This window comes from Yersinia enterocolitica (assembly GCA_002082245.2).
In the GTDB taxonomy this organism is placed as follows: domain Bacteria; phylum Pseudomonadota; class Gammaproteobacteria; order Enterobacterales; family Enterobacteriaceae; genus Yersinia; species Yersinia enterocolitica_E.
The window spans coordinates 3,188,092-3,206,912 of the sequence record NBTC02000002.1 but is presented as its reverse complement, the minus strand read 5'-3'; the positions used below and the strand labels follow the sequence as shown (position 1 = coordinate 3,206,912).

Here is an 18,821-nt window from a genome sequence, read left to right as displayed (position 1 = left end):
GTGCTTCGTGAGTGGAGAGCCGCTAACATCGCTGCAACTTCAAGCAAGAAGGGTATACTCAGACAGCATCGACGAGTCGCCATATCACCATGGCACTCTCTTATATTATTCAGTTGGCATTGGCGGAGAGCGAGTTTGCAGGTAAGGCGTTCATTAACGATTAAACAAATGGCGGCAGTGGCAGTTGTGGCACTGGTGACCATCTGTATTTTTATCGTCCTTCAGTTGTTCCACTTTGTGCAGCAGCGCAAAGATGACTACGCCAAGCAGTTGGAGAGCATTGCATATTCGGTTCGCCAACCGTTGTCAGAAGCCATACTAAGTGTCGATGTCCCACAAGCCAAAAAAATCCTCAATAGCTTGTTACCGATTGGTATTCTCAGCCGCGCTGAAGTGATATTACCGAATCAGATTCAGGTATTACATGCTAACTTCCCCACAGAACGGCCTGTTCCACGCTGGGCTAAGCGTATTTTTTCCCTGCCAGTACAGATAACAATACCGCTGTATGCACTGGAGCGGGTATCCGCAAATCCGCAGCCACTGGCACATTTAGTGTTGCGAGCCGACTCATTTCGTATGTATCAGTTCATTCTCAGTGCATTGTCGGCCATGCTATCGACCTATTTGTTACTGGCATTGGTACTTTCGGTCTCTATCGCCTGGTGTATTAATCGCCTGATTATTCATCCATTGCGGGCGATGGCCAAAGAGCTGGAAAAGATTGGTCAGCAAGGTGTGCTTAACCACCAACTGTCCTTACCTGCCCACCATCAGGATGATGAATTAGGCGTACTGGTACACAATTACAACCGTAACCAGCAACTATTAGCCGAAGCTTATACGGATATGACCCGTATAAATACCCGTTTCCCGGTGACTGAACTCCCCAACCGCCCGTTGTTTATGGCTCTACTTGAGCAGGAAATTGCAGCTGGCATGCATGCTGAGAAATTCCACCTGTTAGTCATTGGCATTGAAACATTGCAAGAAGTGTCCGGCGTAATGAGTGAAGAGCAGCACCGGCAGCTCTTGCTGACTATGGCACAGCAACTTGAACAATGCATTGATGAAAACAGCTTGCTGGCACAACTGAGTAAAACTGAGTTTGCAGTACTTGCCAGAGGGATCAGCCGCCCGTTCCCGGCGATGCAGTTGGCGCGGCGGATTATGCTGCAAATTACTCAACCCTTAGTCTTTGGCAATATGCAACTGCGGCCCAGCGCCAGTATTGGGATTACTGATTACCAATACCAAGATGAAACAGCCGAGTCTCTGATGGGCAATGCCAGCACTGCGATGATGGCCGCTCACCATCAGGGGCGAAACCAGATTATCGTGTTTGAGCCGCATTTGACTGAGAAAACGCAAAAGCGACTGACTCAGGAGCATGACATTTTACAGGCAATTGAAAATCACGACTTCAGGCTGTTTTTACAACCCCAATGGAATATGCAAGATCAGCGGGTTATCGGTGCAGAAGCGTTGTTACGCTGGCCCCAACCGGATGGCAGTTATCGTTCCCCTTCAGAGTTTGTCCCCGGAGCGGAAGAGGGGGGCGTGATGATGCCACTAGGTAACTGGGTACTGGAAGAGGCATGCCGCATTCTGGCTGACTGGAAAGCACAAGGGATTACCCTATCTTTGGCAGTAAATATTTCGGGTTTGCAGGTGCAGAGTGATCAGTTTTTACCGCATCTGAAAACCATCATCGATCAGTATCAAATCGACCCGCGCCAATTATTACTGGAAATAACCGAAACCGCCCGTATTCAGAATCTGGATGAAGCTCTCGGGCTACTGCGCGAATTACAAGGGCTAGGTTTGTCGATCGCTTTGGATGATTTTGGTATGGGATATTCAAGTCTTCAATATCTCAATCATCTGAAAGGCCTACCAATCAGCATGATTAAGCTCGATAAATGCTTTGTGGAGCACCTGCCAGAAGATGATGTAATGGCGCGAATAATCGCCACTATCTCAGAAGTATTAAAGCTGCGAGTGATGGCCGAAGGTGTCGAGACCGATGAGCAACGTCAATGGTTGCTAAACCACGGCATTTACTGCGGGCAGGGTTTTTTGTTTTCGGAGCCGTTACCGCGAGAGGTGTTTGAGGCGCGCTACATCCTTCGTCCTTGACGCCGCAGCGTTGTTAGCTGCACTCGTATACTCGGCCCATCCTTGGGCCTCGCCTCGTTGAGGCCGCTGCAAGCAGCGTTCAAATCTGCTCCCGGCAGATTTGTCACCCGAATCACTGACTTGAGCCAGCTCATCGGGATTCATTTGCTGGCTGCCTGGCTGCAACGACAATGACTTTGGCTGTTTCCTTCGTCCTTGGCGCCGCTGAAAGCAGCGTTCAAATCTGCTCCCGGCAGATTCGTCACCCGAATCACTGACTTGAGCCAGCTCATCCTACGGGCTAGCATAAATGCTGTCCAAATAGATTCCCGACCAATTTGCCGTTTGCTGGCTGCCTGGCCGTTATTCCATTTCAGGGGTATTGCGTTGAAGCCAGCGGTAAGTTGATCACTACTGGCTATGTGCAAATTACCAAAAAATGAGCCTTGTATTTTTATAAAAAAAAGCATGATGTTAGTTTGTATTTATCGAGAATTAAGTTAAATGAATGTAGGATAAATGTACTAACACAGGCAAATAAAAAATAAAATTCTCACTCCGTTGTAGGAATTTTATTTTTTATCTGTAGGCTAAAATACGGGGTATTTGGGATTGTTTACCCCCCAAAATGGAAATGGATTATTTTATTCTTTAAAATAAAAACATAATAATCTGCTAAAATGATCTTAATCCACATTAACGATTACTTTTCTATATGTAGACGATCTAAAAATCTTCGGAAAAGACAGTATTCGGTATAATATACTGCAAACCAATATTGCTTTCAGACCATTGATCTGCAATATCGGTGTTTACTAGATGAATCGATCGCGTATACTTTAATCCATAGCAAGTGAGCACAGCGACAAGGATGTTTCAGGTTTCTAAGTCGCTTAATATACAGCACGGACATTGTGAATATTAGAAACCCGCTTTACTCCCGCTCTTAAAAGATATTTAAAATATCGTTTTCGCTACCTAGTATATATATTGAGCTTCGACATTTATTGGATGGTTGAAAAAACTCATTACTGGTCTTATTGCCCAGCAGCGATAAATAAATATCTAATGGATTCTTGTGGAATAACCACCACCAAATTAACACAACAGTACTGAGTTATTTAACTCATACATCTATTATTAATTGGAAATATAAATGAAAAAGTTAGCTATTATTGCCTCAATCGTTGCTGCATTCGCGGGTGTTAACGCTGCTCAAGCCGCTTCTACCGGTACCATCACCTTTAACGGTGAACTGACAGCGTCTACTTGTGACGTATCCGTCGACGGCCAGGGTGCAGACGCAACAGTGGTACTGCCAACTGTCGGTACCAACCAGTTGACTTCTGCTAACCAGGTTGCTGGTAGCACAGGCTTTAACATGGCGCTGAGCGACTGTGCTGGCACCCTGAAAACAGTTTCTGCTTTCTTTGAAGCAGGCCCAAGTGTCGATGTGGTTACCGGTCACCTGAAAAATGTAAGCGGTACTGCCGGTCAGGTTAGCCTGGAACTGCTGGACGCGTCTAACGCCATGACGCCAATTAAAGCCGGTAACAGCAACCAGACGACCAGCACGACTTATATTGATGCTTCTACGGGTTCTGCTTCACTGCCGTATGCGGTTCAATATTATGCTGATGGCGCAACCACTGCCGGTACAGTTATCAGCAACGTGGTTTACTCTATTCAATACAAATAAGTATTAACGAGTAACATATAAATTTTAAAGGGCAGATATCTGCCCTTTTTGACGATAATAACTAAAATTAAAGCATGCACACATTCAATAAGTGTCGAGGTTGTTATGAACAGCACTAACCGTCTTTTATTAACAGTATTTTCAGCCTTGTTCTTGATTCTATTTGTCGGACGCTCTGTTCAGGCCAGTGTGGTTATTACCGGCACCCGGGTAATTTATCCGGAAAAACAAAAAGAAGTGACGGTAAAGGTTAATAACACCGGCACCGGCCCGGTGGTATTACAAAGCTGGATTGACAATGGGGATGTGAATGCCCGCCCGGAAACCTTGAAAGTGCCTTTTGTGCTTACGCCTCCAATCAATCGCGTCGAACCAAATAAAAGCCAGACATTACGCATCAGTTATACCGGAGCCTCTTTACCCACAGATAAAGAATCGGTGTTTTGGTTGAACGTATTGGAAATTCCCTCGAAAGTGGATTCGGGTAGCAGTCAGAATTATTTGCAGATGGCGTACCGCTCCCGTATTAAATTGTTTTTCCGTCCCGCAGGGTTAGTGGGTAATGCGAATGATGCTGCACAATCTTTAGTCTGGACCAAAGTCCCTGGCGGACTTAAAGCCACCAATCCGACACCGTTTCATGTTTCGTTGGTCACGGTGGGGATAACGGGCAGTAAAACAGCGCCGGTTGAAGGCCAAATGATTAGCCCTAATAATTCGCTGACCTTTTCGTTACCGGGAAATACCGCCGGCAATAACGTTGATTTTGAATTTGTTAATGATTATGGCGCACTCAATAAACTGAGTCAGCCCATTAAACCTTAATTTAATTTATATACAGCAGTTATACACAGCGTCCGCTGGTTATCTCGTGGGGGCGGAATACGTCTGTACACTACGGAATAATTGAATAATGAAACACCCTGCAATGCCTTTTTCAGCAGAACGGCGTACCCGCAATGTTGGTTTAACACCCGTTGCGGCGGCGGTTATTACCGTTTTTTTGTCACCAACTGTTTTGGCTGTTGATAGCATTGGAAAAACAGAGAGTACTGTATCACTTGAGCCTAATAAACCTCAGGCGGTGGAGTTTGACAGTATTTACTTAAATACCGAACACGGTGGTTCCGGCATTGATTTAAGCCGCTTCTCGAAAGGGGGCAGCGTGCTACCCGGCACTTACCGGGCTGACATTTATTTAAACAATACCCTGATTGGCAATGAGAATGTGGAATTTAAGGCCCGCGACGATAAAAGTGTCCATGCCTGCTTATCCTCGTCGGTCATTGGCAGCCTTAATCTCAAACCTGACGCGCTGCCGCCTGAATCACTGGCCCCGCTGAAAAAAGAGGACGGCTGTGTTGATCTGGCGTCGCTGCTCCCCGATGCCCAGGTGGCTTTTGACAGCGGCGAACAACGGCTGGATATCGCTATTCCCCAGGCATTGTTACTCCGTACCGCCCGTGGCACCGTCAACCCCGCGTTGTGGGACAGCGGCGTGACATCAGGGATGTTGGGCTATTCACTCAATGGCTACAGCTCCTCCGCCAACGGACAGACATTTAACTCGGCTTTTGCCGGGATTAACACCGGGCTAAACCTCGGCTCATGGTATTTCCGTCATAACGGCTCGTATAACTGGCAAGAAGACGGTGACAGCAAATACACCAGTATTAACAGTTATGTGCAGCGGGATGTCCCGGCTGCGCTGGGCCGGGTGTTGCTGGGACAATCCAATACCACCGGGCAGTTATTCGATACCGTGCCTTTCACTGGAGCACAATTCAGCACCGATGACCGCATGTTGCCAGAGTCCCTGCGTGGCTATGCGCCGGAAGTGCGCGGGATTGCCCGCACCAATGCGCTGGTGACCGTGCGCCAGAGTGGTCAGGTGTTGTATGAAACCACGGTTTCACCGGGCGAATTTATCATTGATGACCTCTATCCGACCGGTTACGGCGGCAATCTGGATGTCACGGTGCGTGAAGCCGACGGCAGCACACAGAATTTCCAGGTGCCGTTTGCGGCAGTGGCGCAATTGCTGCGCCCCGGTTCGCAGCGCTACAGCCTGACGGTGGGTAAAGTGCGCAATGATTCGCTCTCCTTTACCCCGGGTCTTTATCAGGGAACCTATCAGCGTGGTCTGAATAACAGCATTACCGGTTATACCGGGGCGCAGGCCAGTGAAGACTACTATGCCGTGCAGGTCGGGACTGCGTTCAGTACCCCGATTGGGGCGGTGGCGGTCGACGTGACCCAGGCCAATACCCGCCTGCGTAACGGCAATGAAAGTGGCCAGAGCTATCAGGTCAGTTACAGCAAGGTGATTGCTGAAACCAACAGTAACCTGAGTGTGGCGGCGCACCGCTTTTCGACTCAGGGCTATCTCGATTTCGCCACGGCGATGCAAACCCTTGATGCCGAACGTCAGGGCTATGACGCCAACAGTATCTACCGGGCAAAAAACCGCTTAACCGTGACCGCCAATCAGGGATTACCGGACGGCTGGGGCCAGATGTATATCAGTGGTTCTTTGCAGGATTACTGGAATAAAGGTGGCAGTGACCAGCAGTATCAGGTGGGTTACAGCAACAACTATAAAAGCATGACCTACGGCGTCAGCGTGAACCGCAGCCGCTCCGGGTTTGGCGAGATGCAAAATACTTATCTGGTCAGTATGAGTTTCCCGTTGGGGCGTAATGACCAGCAGAACGTGCCGCAAATGCGACTGGAAATGAACCGCAATGGTCAGGGCAACTGGGGCGAACAGGCATCGGTTTCAGGCAGTGCTGGCGAGCAAAGCCAGTTCAGTTATGGGGCAACCGCCATGAACAGCAACGGCGGGTCGGGGGCCAGTGGCAGTGTCAATGGTCAGTACCGCGGTTCTAAAGCCACCAGTATGGCGTCTTACGGTGGCGGTCGCGACTATCAGAGTGGCTCGGTCGGCATTTCAGGCAGCATGATTGCCCACCCCGGCGGCGTGACATTAACGCCGTACAGCAGTGAGACCTTTGCGGTGGTGGAAGCTAAGGGCGCTGAAGGGGCCGAAGTGTCCGGTTACTCCGGCGTGAAAATTGATTCACGGGGTTATGCCGTGGTGCCGTATCTGAGTGCCTATCAGATGAATGAGATAACCATCGATCCGAAGGGGACCTCTTATGACGTGGAGCTGGAATCCACCAGTCAGAAAGTGGCGCCGAATGCCGGTGCGGTGGTGATGGTGAAATATAAAAGTACCAAGGGCTATCCGATATTGGTGAACGCCACCCAGTCAGATGGCGAGCCGGTGCCGTTTGGCGCACAAGTGTTAGACACCAAAGGTCAGGTAGTGGGTTCTGTCGGTCAGGGTGGGCAGATTTATGCGCGGGTGAGCGAGGAGCGTGGCCGTTTGCAAGTCAGTTGGGGTGAAGGTACCGGCCAGCAATGTTACCTGAACTATATTCTGCCGCCGCAATTAGCCAACGGTAAAGCCAGCGCGATGATGCGGTTTACCTCGACCTGTGTGCCCCAAGGACAAGTCAGTGAGCATCGAGCCATCACAAACTGAGAAGAACGGCATACAGAACTAAAGGGGGAATAACCTGTGCGTAAAGTATATTTAAATCAATTTTGTGTTCTGTCGATGACCGCCAAAATAGTGAACGTAATGCGTAGTTGTGCCAAAGGTGAACGAATGAAAAAAATAATACAAAGTATCGCCGGGCTTGTTTTACTCATGATGACCAGCCATAGCGTTTGGGCTGAGGTGGTTTGTGCGCCGCTGAATGGGGCCCCCCGCACGGATACGGTGCAACTCACTCCTCCGGCGATTTCAGCCGGTGCAGATATTCCAGTCGGAACGGTGATTTATCAGGGGCGCTGGAATAGTGGATCCACTGGCCTTAGCGTGATGAAATGCACATCCCCAGTAGATACCACTATGTGGCTCAATATTGCATGGGGGATTGAGCAAGCCCCTTTGCCACTGGCTAATTGGACGGGTAGCCCCTTTAGCGGTGCGGTATATCAGACCAATATTCCGGGTGTCGGGATTGCCATATCCCGGAACAACAACGCTGATGCAGCTATTTTGGGCCAGGCTAACTATCAATTCCCTGCCGATGTACAAAGTCCGGTAGCGGGTGGGTCTTATGAACCTTTCCTGAATGGCAGAACCGTCTATGTCTCATTGATCAAAATCGGCACGATTACACCTGGAAATTATAGTCTTGATGCGTCAACACTGCCGTCTGCCAGTATCTCTATTGTTAACCCACTGACTCACTCTGCAACAACAGGGCTTCCGGTCAAAGCTAATGTGATCAAGTTTCAGGGGCAGTTAACGGTCTCTGCCCAGACTTGCACGACACCGAATGTGAATGTGAACATGGGGAGTTATGAGAAGCGGCAATACTTTACGGCTATTGGTGCTACGACGCCGTGGATAGATGCCTCGATTATATTGACAAATTGTCCTACTTTTTATGGCTTCTATAATGCGAACAATAGCACGCTGATGTTTGATTACAGCACCGGCACGGGTGCTGTAGCAACGTCAACCAGTAACAGTATTGGTGTGCGATTAACACCCACTAGCAATGTTATTGATTCGACAAGTGGAGTAATGGCTATCGATTCAACAGTATCAGGAGCCGCATCGGGTGTAGGCATACAAATCGGTTGGGGTGTGAGCAACCAGACGCCAACACTCTTTAACTTTGCCGCAGAACAAACGTTAACGCTGCCAAAAGATGGCAGTTCTACGATACGCGTTCCACTGGTGGCTCGCTATATTCAAACAGAAGCGAACCCCATGCCAGGTAAAGCGAATGGTAAAGCCGTATTCTTGATCAATTACTATTAACTAAATTGTTGTATCAAATTTAATTAAATTAATAACATGGCCTTTATGGGAGGCGAGGTGCCGCTGAAGATAAAGCGGCACCGTTGCAACGTTGGTTTTGGTGCTTACCAAAAAACGGGTTGAGGTAACCGGTGGTATTGGCCATTCGCTGGCTGCTCCTCTTGGTCTACAGATTGTGCTGGTGTAATCACTGCAATATGGCTAGATATCAGAACTTTCATCTATGCAGGAAATATCAAGATATTATCTTTTCTTATATTAATTAACCTTAATTTTTAATAAGAAATATCCGTCACACCTTGGTTCGGCGTGTATATCCACTAATCCTTTGCCCACAAGAAAATAGCAAATATCATCTGTAGTGTAAAAGTGATTAAAACTATCAATAATACCCATATGAAAATATTGGACTAGGATGTATTTGCCTTATATTCGCTTGTACCTACAATATTATTGCCTACCACGTCAAGACTATTTATCCCTCACATTATCCTCTTTAAAATAGCGACAATCCCTTGCTATGCCTACGTTGCAGCAGAATTATTACAGACGAGAGACATTGGTTAAAACTATTTACTTTGAACCATGTCACATAAATGGATATTGGTTTTATTAATTTCAAACTATCGGTCATGGATCTCGGAACTTAATATCAAAATAAATAGAATTATGTTTCATAAATGTCTTTTGTATTTATCATAATAATACTTATCTTTATTAAAATAAGGGAAATTGGAATGAAATTTAAATTACTATCTCTGGCAATGGCATCACTTATCAGCACTAGCGCAATGGCGGTAACTATTGACTATCGTCATGAAATGCAAGATCAAAGTGGTAACACCCACAAAGATCGTTTATTAATGTCACATCGTTTTGCAAATGGCTTCGGTTTGTCACTGGAAGGCAAGTGGAAAGGAGCTCAGGACAAAGATAAAGCATTTAATGAAACAGTCAGCAATGGTACTGAAGTCGTTGCCAGCTATGTATACAAAATTGATAATACATTTTCTATTGAACCAGGTTTCTCATTAGATTCAAGCTCCACAGCCAATAGTTATCGTCCTTACCTGCGAGGTAAGGCTAATATCGTTGACGACCTCTCTGTTTCCTTCCGTTATCGTCCTTATTACAAACGCACCAGCGCCAATATTAATACGCCAAAAGATACATCTGAAAATGGCTATAATCTGACGAGCGTGGTTAGCTATAAATTCTTTAAAGATTATCAATTAGACTATGAGCTGGACTACAAACAAGCCAATAAAGCTGGGGTTATACTGGCAAATAACGAGAACTACGATTGGAGCCACGATTTTAAATTGACTTACAAGTGGGATAAAAACTGGTCTCCTTATATGGCAGTGGGTAACGTTGCTGGCAGCAAAAATACCAACGAACGTCAAACCCGTTATCGCGTTGGGGTGAAATACAGCTTCTGATCCATTATTGAAATAATCAGATTCTGACCTCAGGGGGTCACACCTCACATAACGATTTTTGACAGGTAGCAAGTAATGAAAAAAAGAGCGTTATTCTTGAGTATGGCAGCGCTGGCAACGCTGTATATACCCGCTGGACAGGCAGCGGATACCGATCGTCTCACTGTCGTGAAACAGTATGTCGATAACGTGTTAAGCAAAGCTTCAGATACTTACCACGGCGATAAGCCCAGCCCGTTATTGGCGGATGGTGTTGACCCCCGTACTGGCCAACAAATGGAATGGATATTCCCCGATGGCCGTCGGGCTGTGTTATCAAACTTCTCAGCACAACAAAATCTGATGCGTGTCATGAGCGGCCTGAGCCAGCTTACTCAGGACGCCCGTTACCAAAAACGCGCTGAAGATATCGTTCGTTATCATTTCCAAAATTATCAGGACCCGAGCGGCTTACTCTATTGGGGCGGCCATCGCTTTGTCGATTTGAAAACGCTGCAACCAGAAGGGCCGAGTGAAAAAGAGATGGTGCATGAACTGAAAAATGCCTATCCCTACTATGACCTGATGTTCAGTGTTGATAGTGATGCCACTGCCCGGTTCATTCGTGGTTTCTGGAACGCCCATGTTTATGACTGGCGTATTCTCGAAACCAGCCGCCACGGCGAATATGGCAAACCAATGGGGAAATTGTGGGAAAGTAAATTCGAGCAACAGGCCCCCTTCTTTGCAACCAAAGGGCTTAGCTTCCTCAATGCAGGTAATGATCTGATTTATTCCGCCTCTCTGCTTTATAAACATCAGCAGGAGCCAGAGGCATTAGTGTGGGCTAAGCGTTTGGCCTCGCAGTATGTATTGCCACGTGATGCGAAAACCGGTCTTGGTGTTTATCAGTTTACCCAAGCTCTTAAACGGGAAGAGCCAACAGATGACGCAGATACCCACTCCAAGTTCGGTGACCGCGCCCAGCGTCAGTTTGGCCCAGAGTTTGGCCCAGCAGCATTGGAAGGCAACATGATGCTCAAAGGGCGCACCAGCACGCTTTATTCTGAAAATGCGCTGATGCAACTGCAACTGGGTAAAGATCTGGGCAATCAAGGGCAGGATTTATTGAAATGGACCGTGGATGGCCTAAAAGCATTCGCGCAATATGCTTATAACGATAAGGACAACACCTTCCGCCCAATGATTGCTGATGGGCAGGACTTATCCAATTATACACTGCCGCGTGATGGCTATTACGGCAAAAAAGGCACCGTACTCAAGCCGTACAAAGCGGGCAACGAATTCCTGATTTCATATGCCCGTGCTTATGCCATTGATAATGATCCACTGTTGTGGAAAGTGGCTCGCGGTATTGCAAACGATCAGGGGCTGGGTGATCTCGGCACAGCACCGGGTAAAGAGGTGAAGATCAAGTTGGATACCACCAACAGCGATCCTTACGCATTGTTTGCTTTGTTGGATCTCTACCATGCCAGTCAGGTGGCGGAGTATCGGTTATTAGCAGAGAAAATCGGCGATAACATCGTTAAAACCCGCTATATCGATGGTTTCTTTATGGCTTCACCGGATCGTCAATATGCAGATATAGATGCCATTGAGCCTTACGCTTTATTGGCGCTAGAGGCTTCACTACGCAATAAACCACAGGCAGTACCCCCTTTCCTGAATGGTGCTGGTTTTACTGAAGGTGCTTACCGAATGGACGACGGTTCAGCCCGGATCTCAACCCGTGATAATGAACTGTTCTTGCTCAATGTGGGTGAGAAGCTGCAACCGAACGGCCGTAAATAGTCCCGACAGCGGCCCGTGCTGGGGCCGCTGTTGGTAAAGTGCCGGGCAGTGGCTTCCCAGGGTTGCTTGTCCCGGCGCTTTCCTCTCGGGTTTCTGTGTCGTGATAAAAAGGCTAGGTTGATGAAAAAACAGGTTTTAGCCACTCTGGTGTTAGGTTCGTTGTTCTGCGCATCGGGTTATGCCGCGCAGATTGTTGCTGTCACTGCATCGGGTTATGACAGTGAGAAAGGCCATGTTCCGGCGAATATTGCCGACGGCGATGTAAAAACGCGTTGGGCAGCATCGGGAGATAGCTGGATTCAACTGGAATTGGATAAAGCGCAATCCATTGAAAATATTCTCGTGGTTCCATTTAAACCCACCGAACGCAAGCTGAAGTTCTCCATCGCCTATTCCAGTGATGGGAAGAGTTGGCAGCCGCTGGCGCAAGGGCTGGAAACCTCTACGGCGAACAAAAGCGGTGAGAAGCTGACTTTTACACCGGTGACAGCCAAATATATCAAGCTGGACACTTTTGGCACAGATATCAATAAGTGGAGTGCCATTAACGAAGTCGCCCTTAACAGTGCTGCCACCGCGCCCACCCGGGCAATTAAATAAGCCTACTGGAAATGGCTAACTCGCCCCCTTGACCAATCATCCTTAAAGGGGGCTATTGCTGCAATACATCGGCTGTTCACGTCGTTCAAAAACCTTCTTTTTCCCCGACACACCATCACGATTATTTATCTCATTTCTACCCCTTCTGCGGACTAATCATTTTGGTTAATTGTCTGGTTGATCTGTCTGTTTTTCCGTTGTTGCTCCCGCTTGAAGCGTTTCAGTTCTTAATTTCGTGTTAAGGGTGCAATCCAGTGCAACTAATAATTTCCATATTGTTATGAGGGTGTTATTTTCCGCGCAAGCACGGATAAAAAAGAAGTGTCACTCAATCATCACAAAGAGTTAAGCGACAGGCTGCCGTGTATTTACCCAAAAGGACATAGTCATGAAAGTTTCAATATTTAAAAGTCTTTATTTTCAGGTGTTAACGGCGATTACCTTGGGCGTATTGTTAGGGCACTTTTACCCTGACCTCGGCGCTCAGATGAAACCTCTGGGTGATGGATTTGTTAAACTAATTAAAATGATTATCGCACCCGTGATTTTCTGTACCGTGGTTACCGGTATCGCGGGCATGGAAAGTATGAAGGCCGTTGGCCGTACCGGTGCGATTGCACTGCTCTATTTTGAAATTGTCAGCACCATTGCACTATTGATTGGGCTGGTGATTGTTAACGTGGTGCAACCCGGTGTCGGTATGAATATCGACCCGGCAACTTTGGATGCCAAAGCAGTTGCACTTTATGCCGAACAAGCCTCGCAACAAGGGATTGTGCCATTCTTGCTGGATATCATCCCAGGCAGTGTGGTGGGCGCGTTTGCCAGCGGTAATATTCTGCAAGTATTGATGTTTGCTGTTCTGTTCGGTTTTGCCCTGCACCGTTTGGGTGAAAAAGGTCAGCTCATCTTTAATGTTATCGAGAGTTTCTCCCGCGTTATCTTCGGTATCATCAATATGATTATGCGCCTGGCGCCGATTGGTGCTTTCGGTGCGATGGCCTTTACTATCGGTAAGTATGGTGTCGGCAGCTTGGTGCAACTGGGGCAGTTGATTATTTGCTTCTACGCGACCTGTATTCTGTTTGTGGTGGTGGTGCTGGGGTCAATTGCGAGATTCAATGGCTTTAACATCTTCAAATTTATCCGCTATATAAGAGAAGAACTGCTGATCGTATTGGGGACGTCATCTTCTGAGTCCGTGCTCCCGCGCATGCTCGATAAGATGGAGAAAGCAGGGTGTAAGAAATCGGTGGTGGGGTTGGTTATCCCGACCGGTTACTCCTTTAATCTGGACGGCACCTCTATCTACCTGACCATGGCGGCAGTGTTTATTGCGCAGGCGACCAACACCCATATGGATGTTATTCATCAGGTCACATTACTGGTAGTACTGCTGCTCTCCTCAAAAGGTGCGGCCGGTGTGACAGGCAGTGGCTTTATTGTGTTGGCGGCGACCATCTCTGCGGTTGGGCATTTACCACTGGCCGGGTTGGCGCTGATTCTGGGTATCGATCGCTTTATGTCCGAAGCTCGCGCCCTGACTAACCTGATAGGTAACGGTGTGGCAACTATTGTGGTTGCCAAATGGTGTAAACAACTGGATAACGACCAGTTGCAGGCGGTGTTATCAAACAAAACACCACCTAACAGTGAGATAAAAAACGGTCTTTCTTCTTCGTAGCATCAAGTGCGAAAGATATAACCAAGATTCAGTCGATTAGTACGACCAAATCACTACCGGTGGCTTGCTGTCACCGGTAGCACCTCTGCACTATAATCGCGAAAATAATGCCCCGCGATCCATTTTCTGGTGTTAAATACCCTTTAGCTACTATTTTTTACTCTGTTGAGTGACATCGGCAAAAGCATGCGGTCTAACAGAATGGTACACTGCCACCTCCGGTTTTCACGGTGGCGTTGACCGTTGATTTTTCGCCTAATAATGACGGCAGAGCGATCAGTTTGTGATGGCTGGACTGGGGTTATTAAAGCTGGATTGGTTTATGCATGTCTTTATGGCTGCCATATCGATGGCGCTGACAAGTTAAACATGGGCTGTTCGGGTGAAAACACGACTGGCTGGTGTAAATTTGTATCGTTTTAAAATTGGATGGTTTATTAAGTAGGGGTTCACATGCAGGGCACCAGAATTCGTCTCATAGTTGGTGGATTATTGTTGGCTGCCGCCAGCAGTAATGTGCAGGCTGAAGCACTACAACCCGATCCTGCTTGGCAGCAGGGGAAGTTAGAAAACGGGTTCTCATGGCAGTTGCTGGCTACGCCGCAACGCCCAAGCGATCGGATCGAGTTACGTCTGGTTGTTAATACTGGCTCATTATCTGAAAGCGCACAGCAAGTTGGCTTTGCCCATCTGCTACCACGCCTGGCATTAATGAGTAGCGCGAGTTTTACTCCCGCCCAACTTCAGTCGCTGTGGCAACAAGGGGTCGATAACGAGCGCCCGTTGCCACCGGCCATTACATCTTATGATTTCACGTTATACAGCTTAAGTTTGCCCAATAACCGCCCCGACCTGATGAAGGAAGCGCTGGCCTGGTTATCTGATACCAGTGGCAAGCTGGCTGTAAATGAACAAACCGTTAATGCAGCACTGAATGGTGCCACCGATCCTATTGCCACTTTCCCGCAAAATATTCAGGAACCTTGGTGGCGTTATCGGCTTAAAGGTTCTTCTTTGATTGGGCATGATCCGGGTCAACCTGTGGCGAAGCCGGTCGATGTCGAAAAGCTAAAACAGTTTTATGAACAGTGGTACACCCCGGATGCGATGACGTTGTACGTGGTCGGAAACGTGGATAGCCGCAGCATTGCCGCCCAAATTGGTAAAGCGTTCTCTGAGCTGAAAGGGAAACGCGCGACACCTGCACCGATTGCGATGTTAGCGCCATTGCCGCCAGAGCCGGTAAGCCTTATTAATGAACAAGCGGCACAAGATACGCTATCGCTGATGTGGGATACCCCATGGCATCCTATTCAGGATTCCATCGCATTGAGCCGCTACTGGCGCAGTGATTTGGCGCGCGAGGCACTGTTCTGGCATATCCAGCAAGTGTTGGATAAAAGTGATCAGAAGAACCTGAAGCTGGGCTTTGATTGCCGGGTGCAATATCAGCGTGCGCAATGTGCTATCCACTTGAATACGCCGGCTGAAAACCTGACGCCAGGGATGAGTTTTGTCGCCCGTGAACTGGCTAGCTTGCGCGCTAATGGCTTGAGTCAGGCTGAGTTTGATGCGTTGATGGCGCAGAAAAATGATCAGCTAAGTAAGTTGTTTGCAACCTATGCCCGGACTGATACCGACATTTTGATGAGCCAACGTTTGCGTTCACAGCAAAGTGGCGTAGTGGATATCGCCCCGGAACAGTACCAGAAGTTGCGCCAGGCATTCTTGTCGGGTTTGACGCTGGCTGAGCTTAATCAGGAATTGAAACAGCAGTTATCGCAAGATACCACGTTGATTCTGACGCAGCCGAAAGGCGAGCCAGAAGTGAATGTGAAGGCATTACAGGCGGCGTATAACGCAATTATGACACCCCATACGGTGGTGCCAGAGGATGCCACGCCAACAGTAGCGGCAGCGGAAGCAGCACCACCAACACCGACCACTGCGCAGTAATCAAAAAAGCCCGGGCGGTATGTGCCGGGCTTGTCGTTAATGAAATGAATTCATGACGATATGAAGCAGCAGAGGCGGACCGTAGCGACGTCAGTCACCGGCCGCCTGAACCTGTTGGCGAGTATCAAACTGCTGGCATTGCTGCCAGTGGAATGATAGCACCACGATATTGAATCACCGTGCTGGCTGTTAAATGGCCACGTACTGCTGCGTCGTGGGCGCTACCGCCCGTTAAGCGAACCGCCAGATAGCCCGCACTGAAGGAATCCCCCGCAGCAGTGGTATCCACCACTTTCTCTTTCGGCAGTTTGACCGCGGGAACATCATATTGATGGGCTTCAAAACCGTCTTTTACCCAGACGATACACGAGTCCGCACCACGCTTGATGATAATCTCGCTCACGCCCAAAGCCTGAGTGCTTGCAATCACCTGTTCCAGTGGCTTCTCGCCCCACAGCATATCTTCATCATCCAGTGTCAGGAACGCGATATCCGTACAGGCTAACATGTCACGGTAGGCTTCCTGAGTCTCTTGCTTGCTCTGCCACAGGCGTGGGCGGTAGTTGTTATCAAAGATAACTTTGCCGCCGTTGGCACGACAGGCGCGCAGCAATTGCAGCAGACGCTGGCGCGATGCGCTGTCCAGAATGGCCAAACTGATCCCACTAAGGTACAGATAATCAAATTTTTCCAGCCGCTGGCAGATTTCATCGGCTGCCGGGCTGGTCAACCAGAAACGGGCTGCGGCATCATTGCGCCAGTAATAGAAGGTTCGCTCACCGGTGTTGTCGGTTTCGATGAAGTACAGACCCGGCAACTTATTATCCATACGCTGAATAAGATCAGTGTGGATTTGTTCTTGCTGCCAGGCAGCCAGCATCTCTTCACTGAAGTTATCAGTCCCCAATGCGGTCACGTAATGTACATTCAAAGCCTGCTTTGATACCTGACGGGCAACATACACCGCAGTGTTCAGCGTATCACCGCCAAAACCCCGGCTAAGATCGGTACCTTTTTGTGACAGTTCAATCATGCATTCGCCGATAACGGCAATATTTTTGCTGGTCATGGAAAGCGGCCTATTTCTGAATGATGAGTCAGTGATGGGAATGATATTGGGTTATCCCCGGCTAACTTGACGTTGTAGCGTTGTTTGCAGCCGTGCTACAACGCCAATGACTTTGACTATAGTCTCACTGCTGGCTTGGTCGGAGTCAATAGTATTAAAACGACGTTTTAAATTTTTTATGATGTAGGTCGGGAAACTGACAAGTTTCCCGCCACTCAGAACAGAATTATGATGATTTCCGCAGTTCGGTGACGCTTTGACCACCAATACCCCAGTTATCAGTGTCCACTTCATCAATCACGACGACCGTAGTCGCGGGGTTTTTACCTAAGGTATCGACTAATAGTTGGGTGACTCCGGCAATTAGCTGTTTTTTCTGCTCCGCCGTCGCTCCTTCGCGAGTAATTTTAATATTTACATAAGGCATACAGACCTCCATTAACATTAATGGCATTATTGAGTTAACTACTGTAGATGGCTTTAACGTACCGTGCCAGCCCGCTTGGGAGCGATAATCTGTCATGCCGCTATATAAAGTTCTGGTCGCTCGAGTCGATAACATCTCCAGAAAGAAAACCGTTTACCACAGGATGCAATCAGGCTGGCAGCGATATACACTGCCATTACTGTACGGTGTCTTGCAACATGGCGACTAAACTGATGATGACCAATAAAGTATCAGGTTTACTTGCGCCATCCTTTGCCGCTATTGATCGAAATAAAGGACAGAGCTTCTGGCGGCAATGTCAGCGTCGGTACACTTTTCAACCTATCTATCGTACATCTGGTGCGTTGCTGGCAATTGAACTGCTCACGGCTGTTTTTCATCCTTCATCCCCGGATACACGTTTAAATCCAGAGGATTACTTCAGTGCTATTAGTATCCGCGCTCGTTTGGATGTGGTACTAGAGCAGTTGAATATGATTAAGCAGTGGCACGCCATATTTGTTCATCACTCGGTACTGGTTTCGATCAACATTGATGGACAGGCATTGATGGCGATGCAAGATGATCTGCAAGCCAAATTGCTAATCGATGCTATGCCCTATATTCGCTTTGAATTACTCGAGCACGTTGATACCTCCCTTGATACTCCTTTTGCGCGTATTGCTGAAGCTGACCGACTCTGGTTGGATGATTTTGGCAGCGGGCTGGCGAATTTCACTTCATTTATCAGTTGGCGCTATGAGTACATCAAAGTCGCCAGAGATTTATTTATTGTGTTGCAAGAAAGTGAGGTTGGAAACCAACTGTTCTTCACCTTGGTCACCTTAATGGGGCGCTACTGCAAAGGGGTTATAGTTGAAGGGGTTGAGACCTCGCAGGAGTGGGCCATGGTGCAACGCTCTGATGCCGCTGCCGCACAGGGTTATTATCTGTCCCGGCCAACTTCATTTGATAGATTACAGACGCTGCCTATGTTGTTTTGTGGTTAACCTTCTCTGAGAAAAAGCACTTCCCTGCCGTGTTGCCTCTGCGCATCACCGGATTCAACTGCCCAAATAATGGATTCTGAACCATCATCGACTATGGTTAGTGTAGTCTTCTGAATCCGCATTATTAATCAGTTAGCTATTTTTATGGCTGATTTTTCGATTAAATTACCGCGAACTGA

The 18,821-nt window shown here is 47.9% G+C and carries 15 protein-coding genes; 11 read left to right on the top strand and 4 right to left on the bottom strand.

All coding sequences use genetic code 11. From position 1 onward, the window contains the following. The first annotated feature begins 102 nt into the window (after window positions 1–102). Complete coding sequence (locus A6J66_016190; GenBank protein ID PNM27044.1) at window positions 103–2,139, top strand: HAMP domain-containing protein; 2,037 nt, start codon at window positions 103–105, stop codon at window positions 2,137–2,139. Between the two features lie 140 nt (window positions 2,140–2,279). Here the strand turns inward: A6J66_016190 and A6J66_016185 are convergent, their stop codons facing one another. Continuing rightward, window positions 2,280–2,588, bottom strand: a complete 309-nt coding sequence (locus tag A6J66_016185) for a hypothetical protein (GenBank protein PNM25581.1) — start codon at window positions 2,586–2,588, stop codon at window positions 2,280–2,282. Window positions 2,589–3,274: 686 nt separating this feature from the next. On the opposite strand from A6J66_016185, the gene A6J66_016180 reads away from it, so the two are divergent. The 9 genes from A6J66_016180 (at window position 3,275) to A6J66_016140 (ending at window position 16,136) form a co-directional block, all read left to right on the top strand. Then, complete coding sequence (locus tag A6J66_016180) at window positions 3,275–3,817, top strand: fimbrial protein (protein PNM25580.1); 543 nt, start codon at window positions 3,275–3,277, stop codon at window positions 3,815–3,817. A 105-nt stretch (window positions 3,818–3,922) separates the two neighbouring features. Then, the gene (locus A6J66_016175; protein PNM25579.1) at window positions 3,923–4,642 is read left to right on the top strand and encodes a pilus assembly protein PapD; all 720 of its coding nucleotides are present in this window, start codon (window positions 3,923–3,925) and stop codon (window positions 4,640–4,642) included. Window positions 4,643–4,730: 88 nt separating this feature from the next. Continuing rightward, window positions 4,731–7,364 carry a fimbrial biogenesis outer membrane usher protein gene (locus A6J66_016170; GenBank protein PNM25578.1) on the top strand — a complete coding sequence of 878 codons (2,634 nt, stop codon included), beginning with the start codon at window positions 4,731–4,733 and terminating at the stop codon, window positions 7,362–7,364. A 126-nt stretch (window positions 7,365–7,490) separates the two neighbouring features. Further along, window positions 7,491–8,660, top strand: coding sequence for a type 1 fimbrial protein (locus tag A6J66_016165; GenBank protein ID PNM25577.1), 1,170 nt, complete (start codon window positions 7,491–7,493; stop codon window positions 8,658–8,660). A gap of 737 nt (window positions 8,661–9,397) precedes the next feature. Beyond that, the gene (locus A6J66_016160; protein PNM25576.1) at window positions 9,398–10,102 is read left to right on the top strand and encodes a porin; all 705 of its coding nucleotides are present in this window, start codon (window positions 9,398–9,400) and stop codon (window positions 10,100–10,102) included. A gap of 75 nt (window positions 10,103–10,177) precedes the next feature. Continuing rightward, complete coding sequence (locus A6J66_016155; protein ID PNM25575.1) at window positions 10,178–11,896, top strand: pectate lyase; 1,719 nt, start codon at window positions 10,178–10,180, stop codon at window positions 11,894–11,896. Window positions 11,897–12,016: 120 nt separating this feature from the next. Further along, the gene (locus A6J66_016150) at window positions 12,017–12,496 is read left to right on the top strand and encodes a hypothetical protein (GenBank protein ID PNM25574.1); all 480 of its coding nucleotides are present in this window, start codon (window positions 12,017–12,019) and stop codon (window positions 12,494–12,496) included. A gap of 388 nt (window positions 12,497–12,884) precedes the next feature. Continuing rightward, window positions 12,885–14,180 (top strand): dicarboxylate/amino acid:cation symporter, encoded by a 1,296-nt coding sequence (locus A6J66_016145; protein PNM25573.1) that lies wholly within the window; start codon window positions 12,885–12,887, stop codon window positions 14,178–14,180. Window positions 14,181–14,633: 453 nt separating this feature from the next. Beyond that, window positions 14,634–16,136 (top strand): insulinase family protein, encoded by a 1,503-nt coding sequence (locus tag A6J66_016140; protein PNM25572.1) that lies wholly within the window; start codon window positions 14,634–14,636, stop codon window positions 16,134–16,136. Between the two features lie 124 nt (window positions 16,137–16,260). Here the strand turns inward: A6J66_016140 and A6J66_016135 are convergent, their stop codons facing one another. From A6J66_016135 to A6J66_016125, 3 genes are read right to left on the bottom strand one after another with little or no spacing between them, the layout of a single operon-like run. Further along, window positions 16,261–17,205 (bottom strand): sugar kinase, encoded by a 945-nt coding sequence (locus A6J66_016135; protein ID PNM25571.1) that lies wholly within the window; start codon window positions 17,203–17,205, stop codon window positions 16,261–16,263. A gap of 51 nt (window positions 17,206–17,256) precedes the next feature. Beyond that, a complete protein-coding gene (locus A6J66_016130; protein PNM25570.1) occupies window positions 17,257–17,469 on the bottom strand; it encodes a hypothetical protein in 213 nt (70 codons plus the stop codon). Next, window positions 17,432–17,632: a tautomerase gene (locus tag A6J66_016125; protein ID PNM25569.1), complete on the bottom strand. Its 201-nt coding sequence runs from the start codon at window positions 17,630–17,632 to the stop codon at window positions 17,432–17,434. The genes A6J66_016130 and A6J66_016125 overlap by 38 nt, the downstream gene beginning before the upstream one ends. 233 nt (window positions 17,633–17,865) lie before the next feature. Between A6J66_016125 and A6J66_016120 the strand changes: the two genes are divergently transcribed. Beyond that, on the top strand, window positions 17,866–18,642 hold the full coding sequence (locus A6J66_016120) for a cyclic-guanylate-specific phosphodiesterase (GenBank protein PNM27043.1): 777 nt from the start codon (window positions 17,866–17,868) through the stop codon (window positions 18,640–18,642). The last annotated feature ends 179 nt before the right edge of the window (window positions 18,643–18,821 follow it).

What these genes read in the sequence shown, in the direction of transcription:
- A6J66_016125 (PNM25569.1), bottom strand. Translation starts at nt 17,632, where the DNA reads ATGCCTTATGTAAATATTAAAATTACTCGCGAAGGAGCGACGGCGGAG.
- A6J66_016135 (PNM25571.1), bottom strand. Translation starts at nt 17,205, where the DNA reads ATGACCAGCAAAAATATTGCCGTTATCGGCGAATGCATGATTGAACTG.
- A6J66_016150 (PNM25574.1), top strand. Translation starts at nt 12,017, where the DNA reads ATGAAAAAACAGGTTTTAGCCACTCTGGTGTTAGGTTCGTTGTTCTGC.
- A6J66_016170 (PNM25578.1), top strand. Translation starts at nt 4,731, where the DNA reads ATGAAACACCCTGCAATGCCTTTTTCAGCAGAACGGCGTACCCGCAAT.
- A6J66_016120 (PNM27043.1), top strand. Translation starts at nt 17,866, where the DNA reads ATGATGACCAATAAAGTATCAGGTTTACTTGCGCCATCCTTTGCCGCT.
- A6J66_016180 (PNM25580.1), top strand. Translation starts at nt 3,275, where the DNA reads ATGAAAAAGTTAGCTATTATTGCCTCAATCGTTGCTGCATTCGCGGGT.
- A6J66_016165 (PNM25577.1), top strand. Translation starts at nt 7,491, where the DNA reads ATGAAAAAAATAATACAAAGTATCGCCGGGCTTGTTTTACTCATGATG.
- A6J66_016140 (PNM25572.1), top strand. Translation starts at nt 14,634, where the DNA reads ATGCAGGGCACCAGAATTCGTCTCATAGTTGGTGGATTATTGTTGGCT.
- A6J66_016155 (PNM25575.1), top strand. Translation starts at nt 10,178, where the DNA reads ATGAAAAAAAGAGCGTTATTCTTGAGTATGGCAGCGCTGGCAACGCTG.
- A6J66_016175 (PNM25579.1), top strand. Translation starts at nt 3,923, where the DNA reads ATGAACAGCACTAACCGTCTTTTATTAACAGTATTTTCAGCCTTGTTC.
- A6J66_016185 (PNM25581.1), bottom strand. Translation starts at nt 2,588, where the DNA reads ATGCTTTTTTTTATAAAAATACAAGGCTCATTTTTTGGTAATTTGCAC.
- A6J66_016160 (PNM25576.1), top strand. Translation starts at nt 9,398, where the DNA reads ATGAAATTTAAATTACTATCTCTGGCAATGGCATCACTTATCAGCACT.
- A6J66_016145 (PNM25573.1), top strand. Translation starts at nt 12,885, where the DNA reads ATGAAAGTTTCAATATTTAAAAGTCTTTATTTTCAGGTGTTAACGGCG.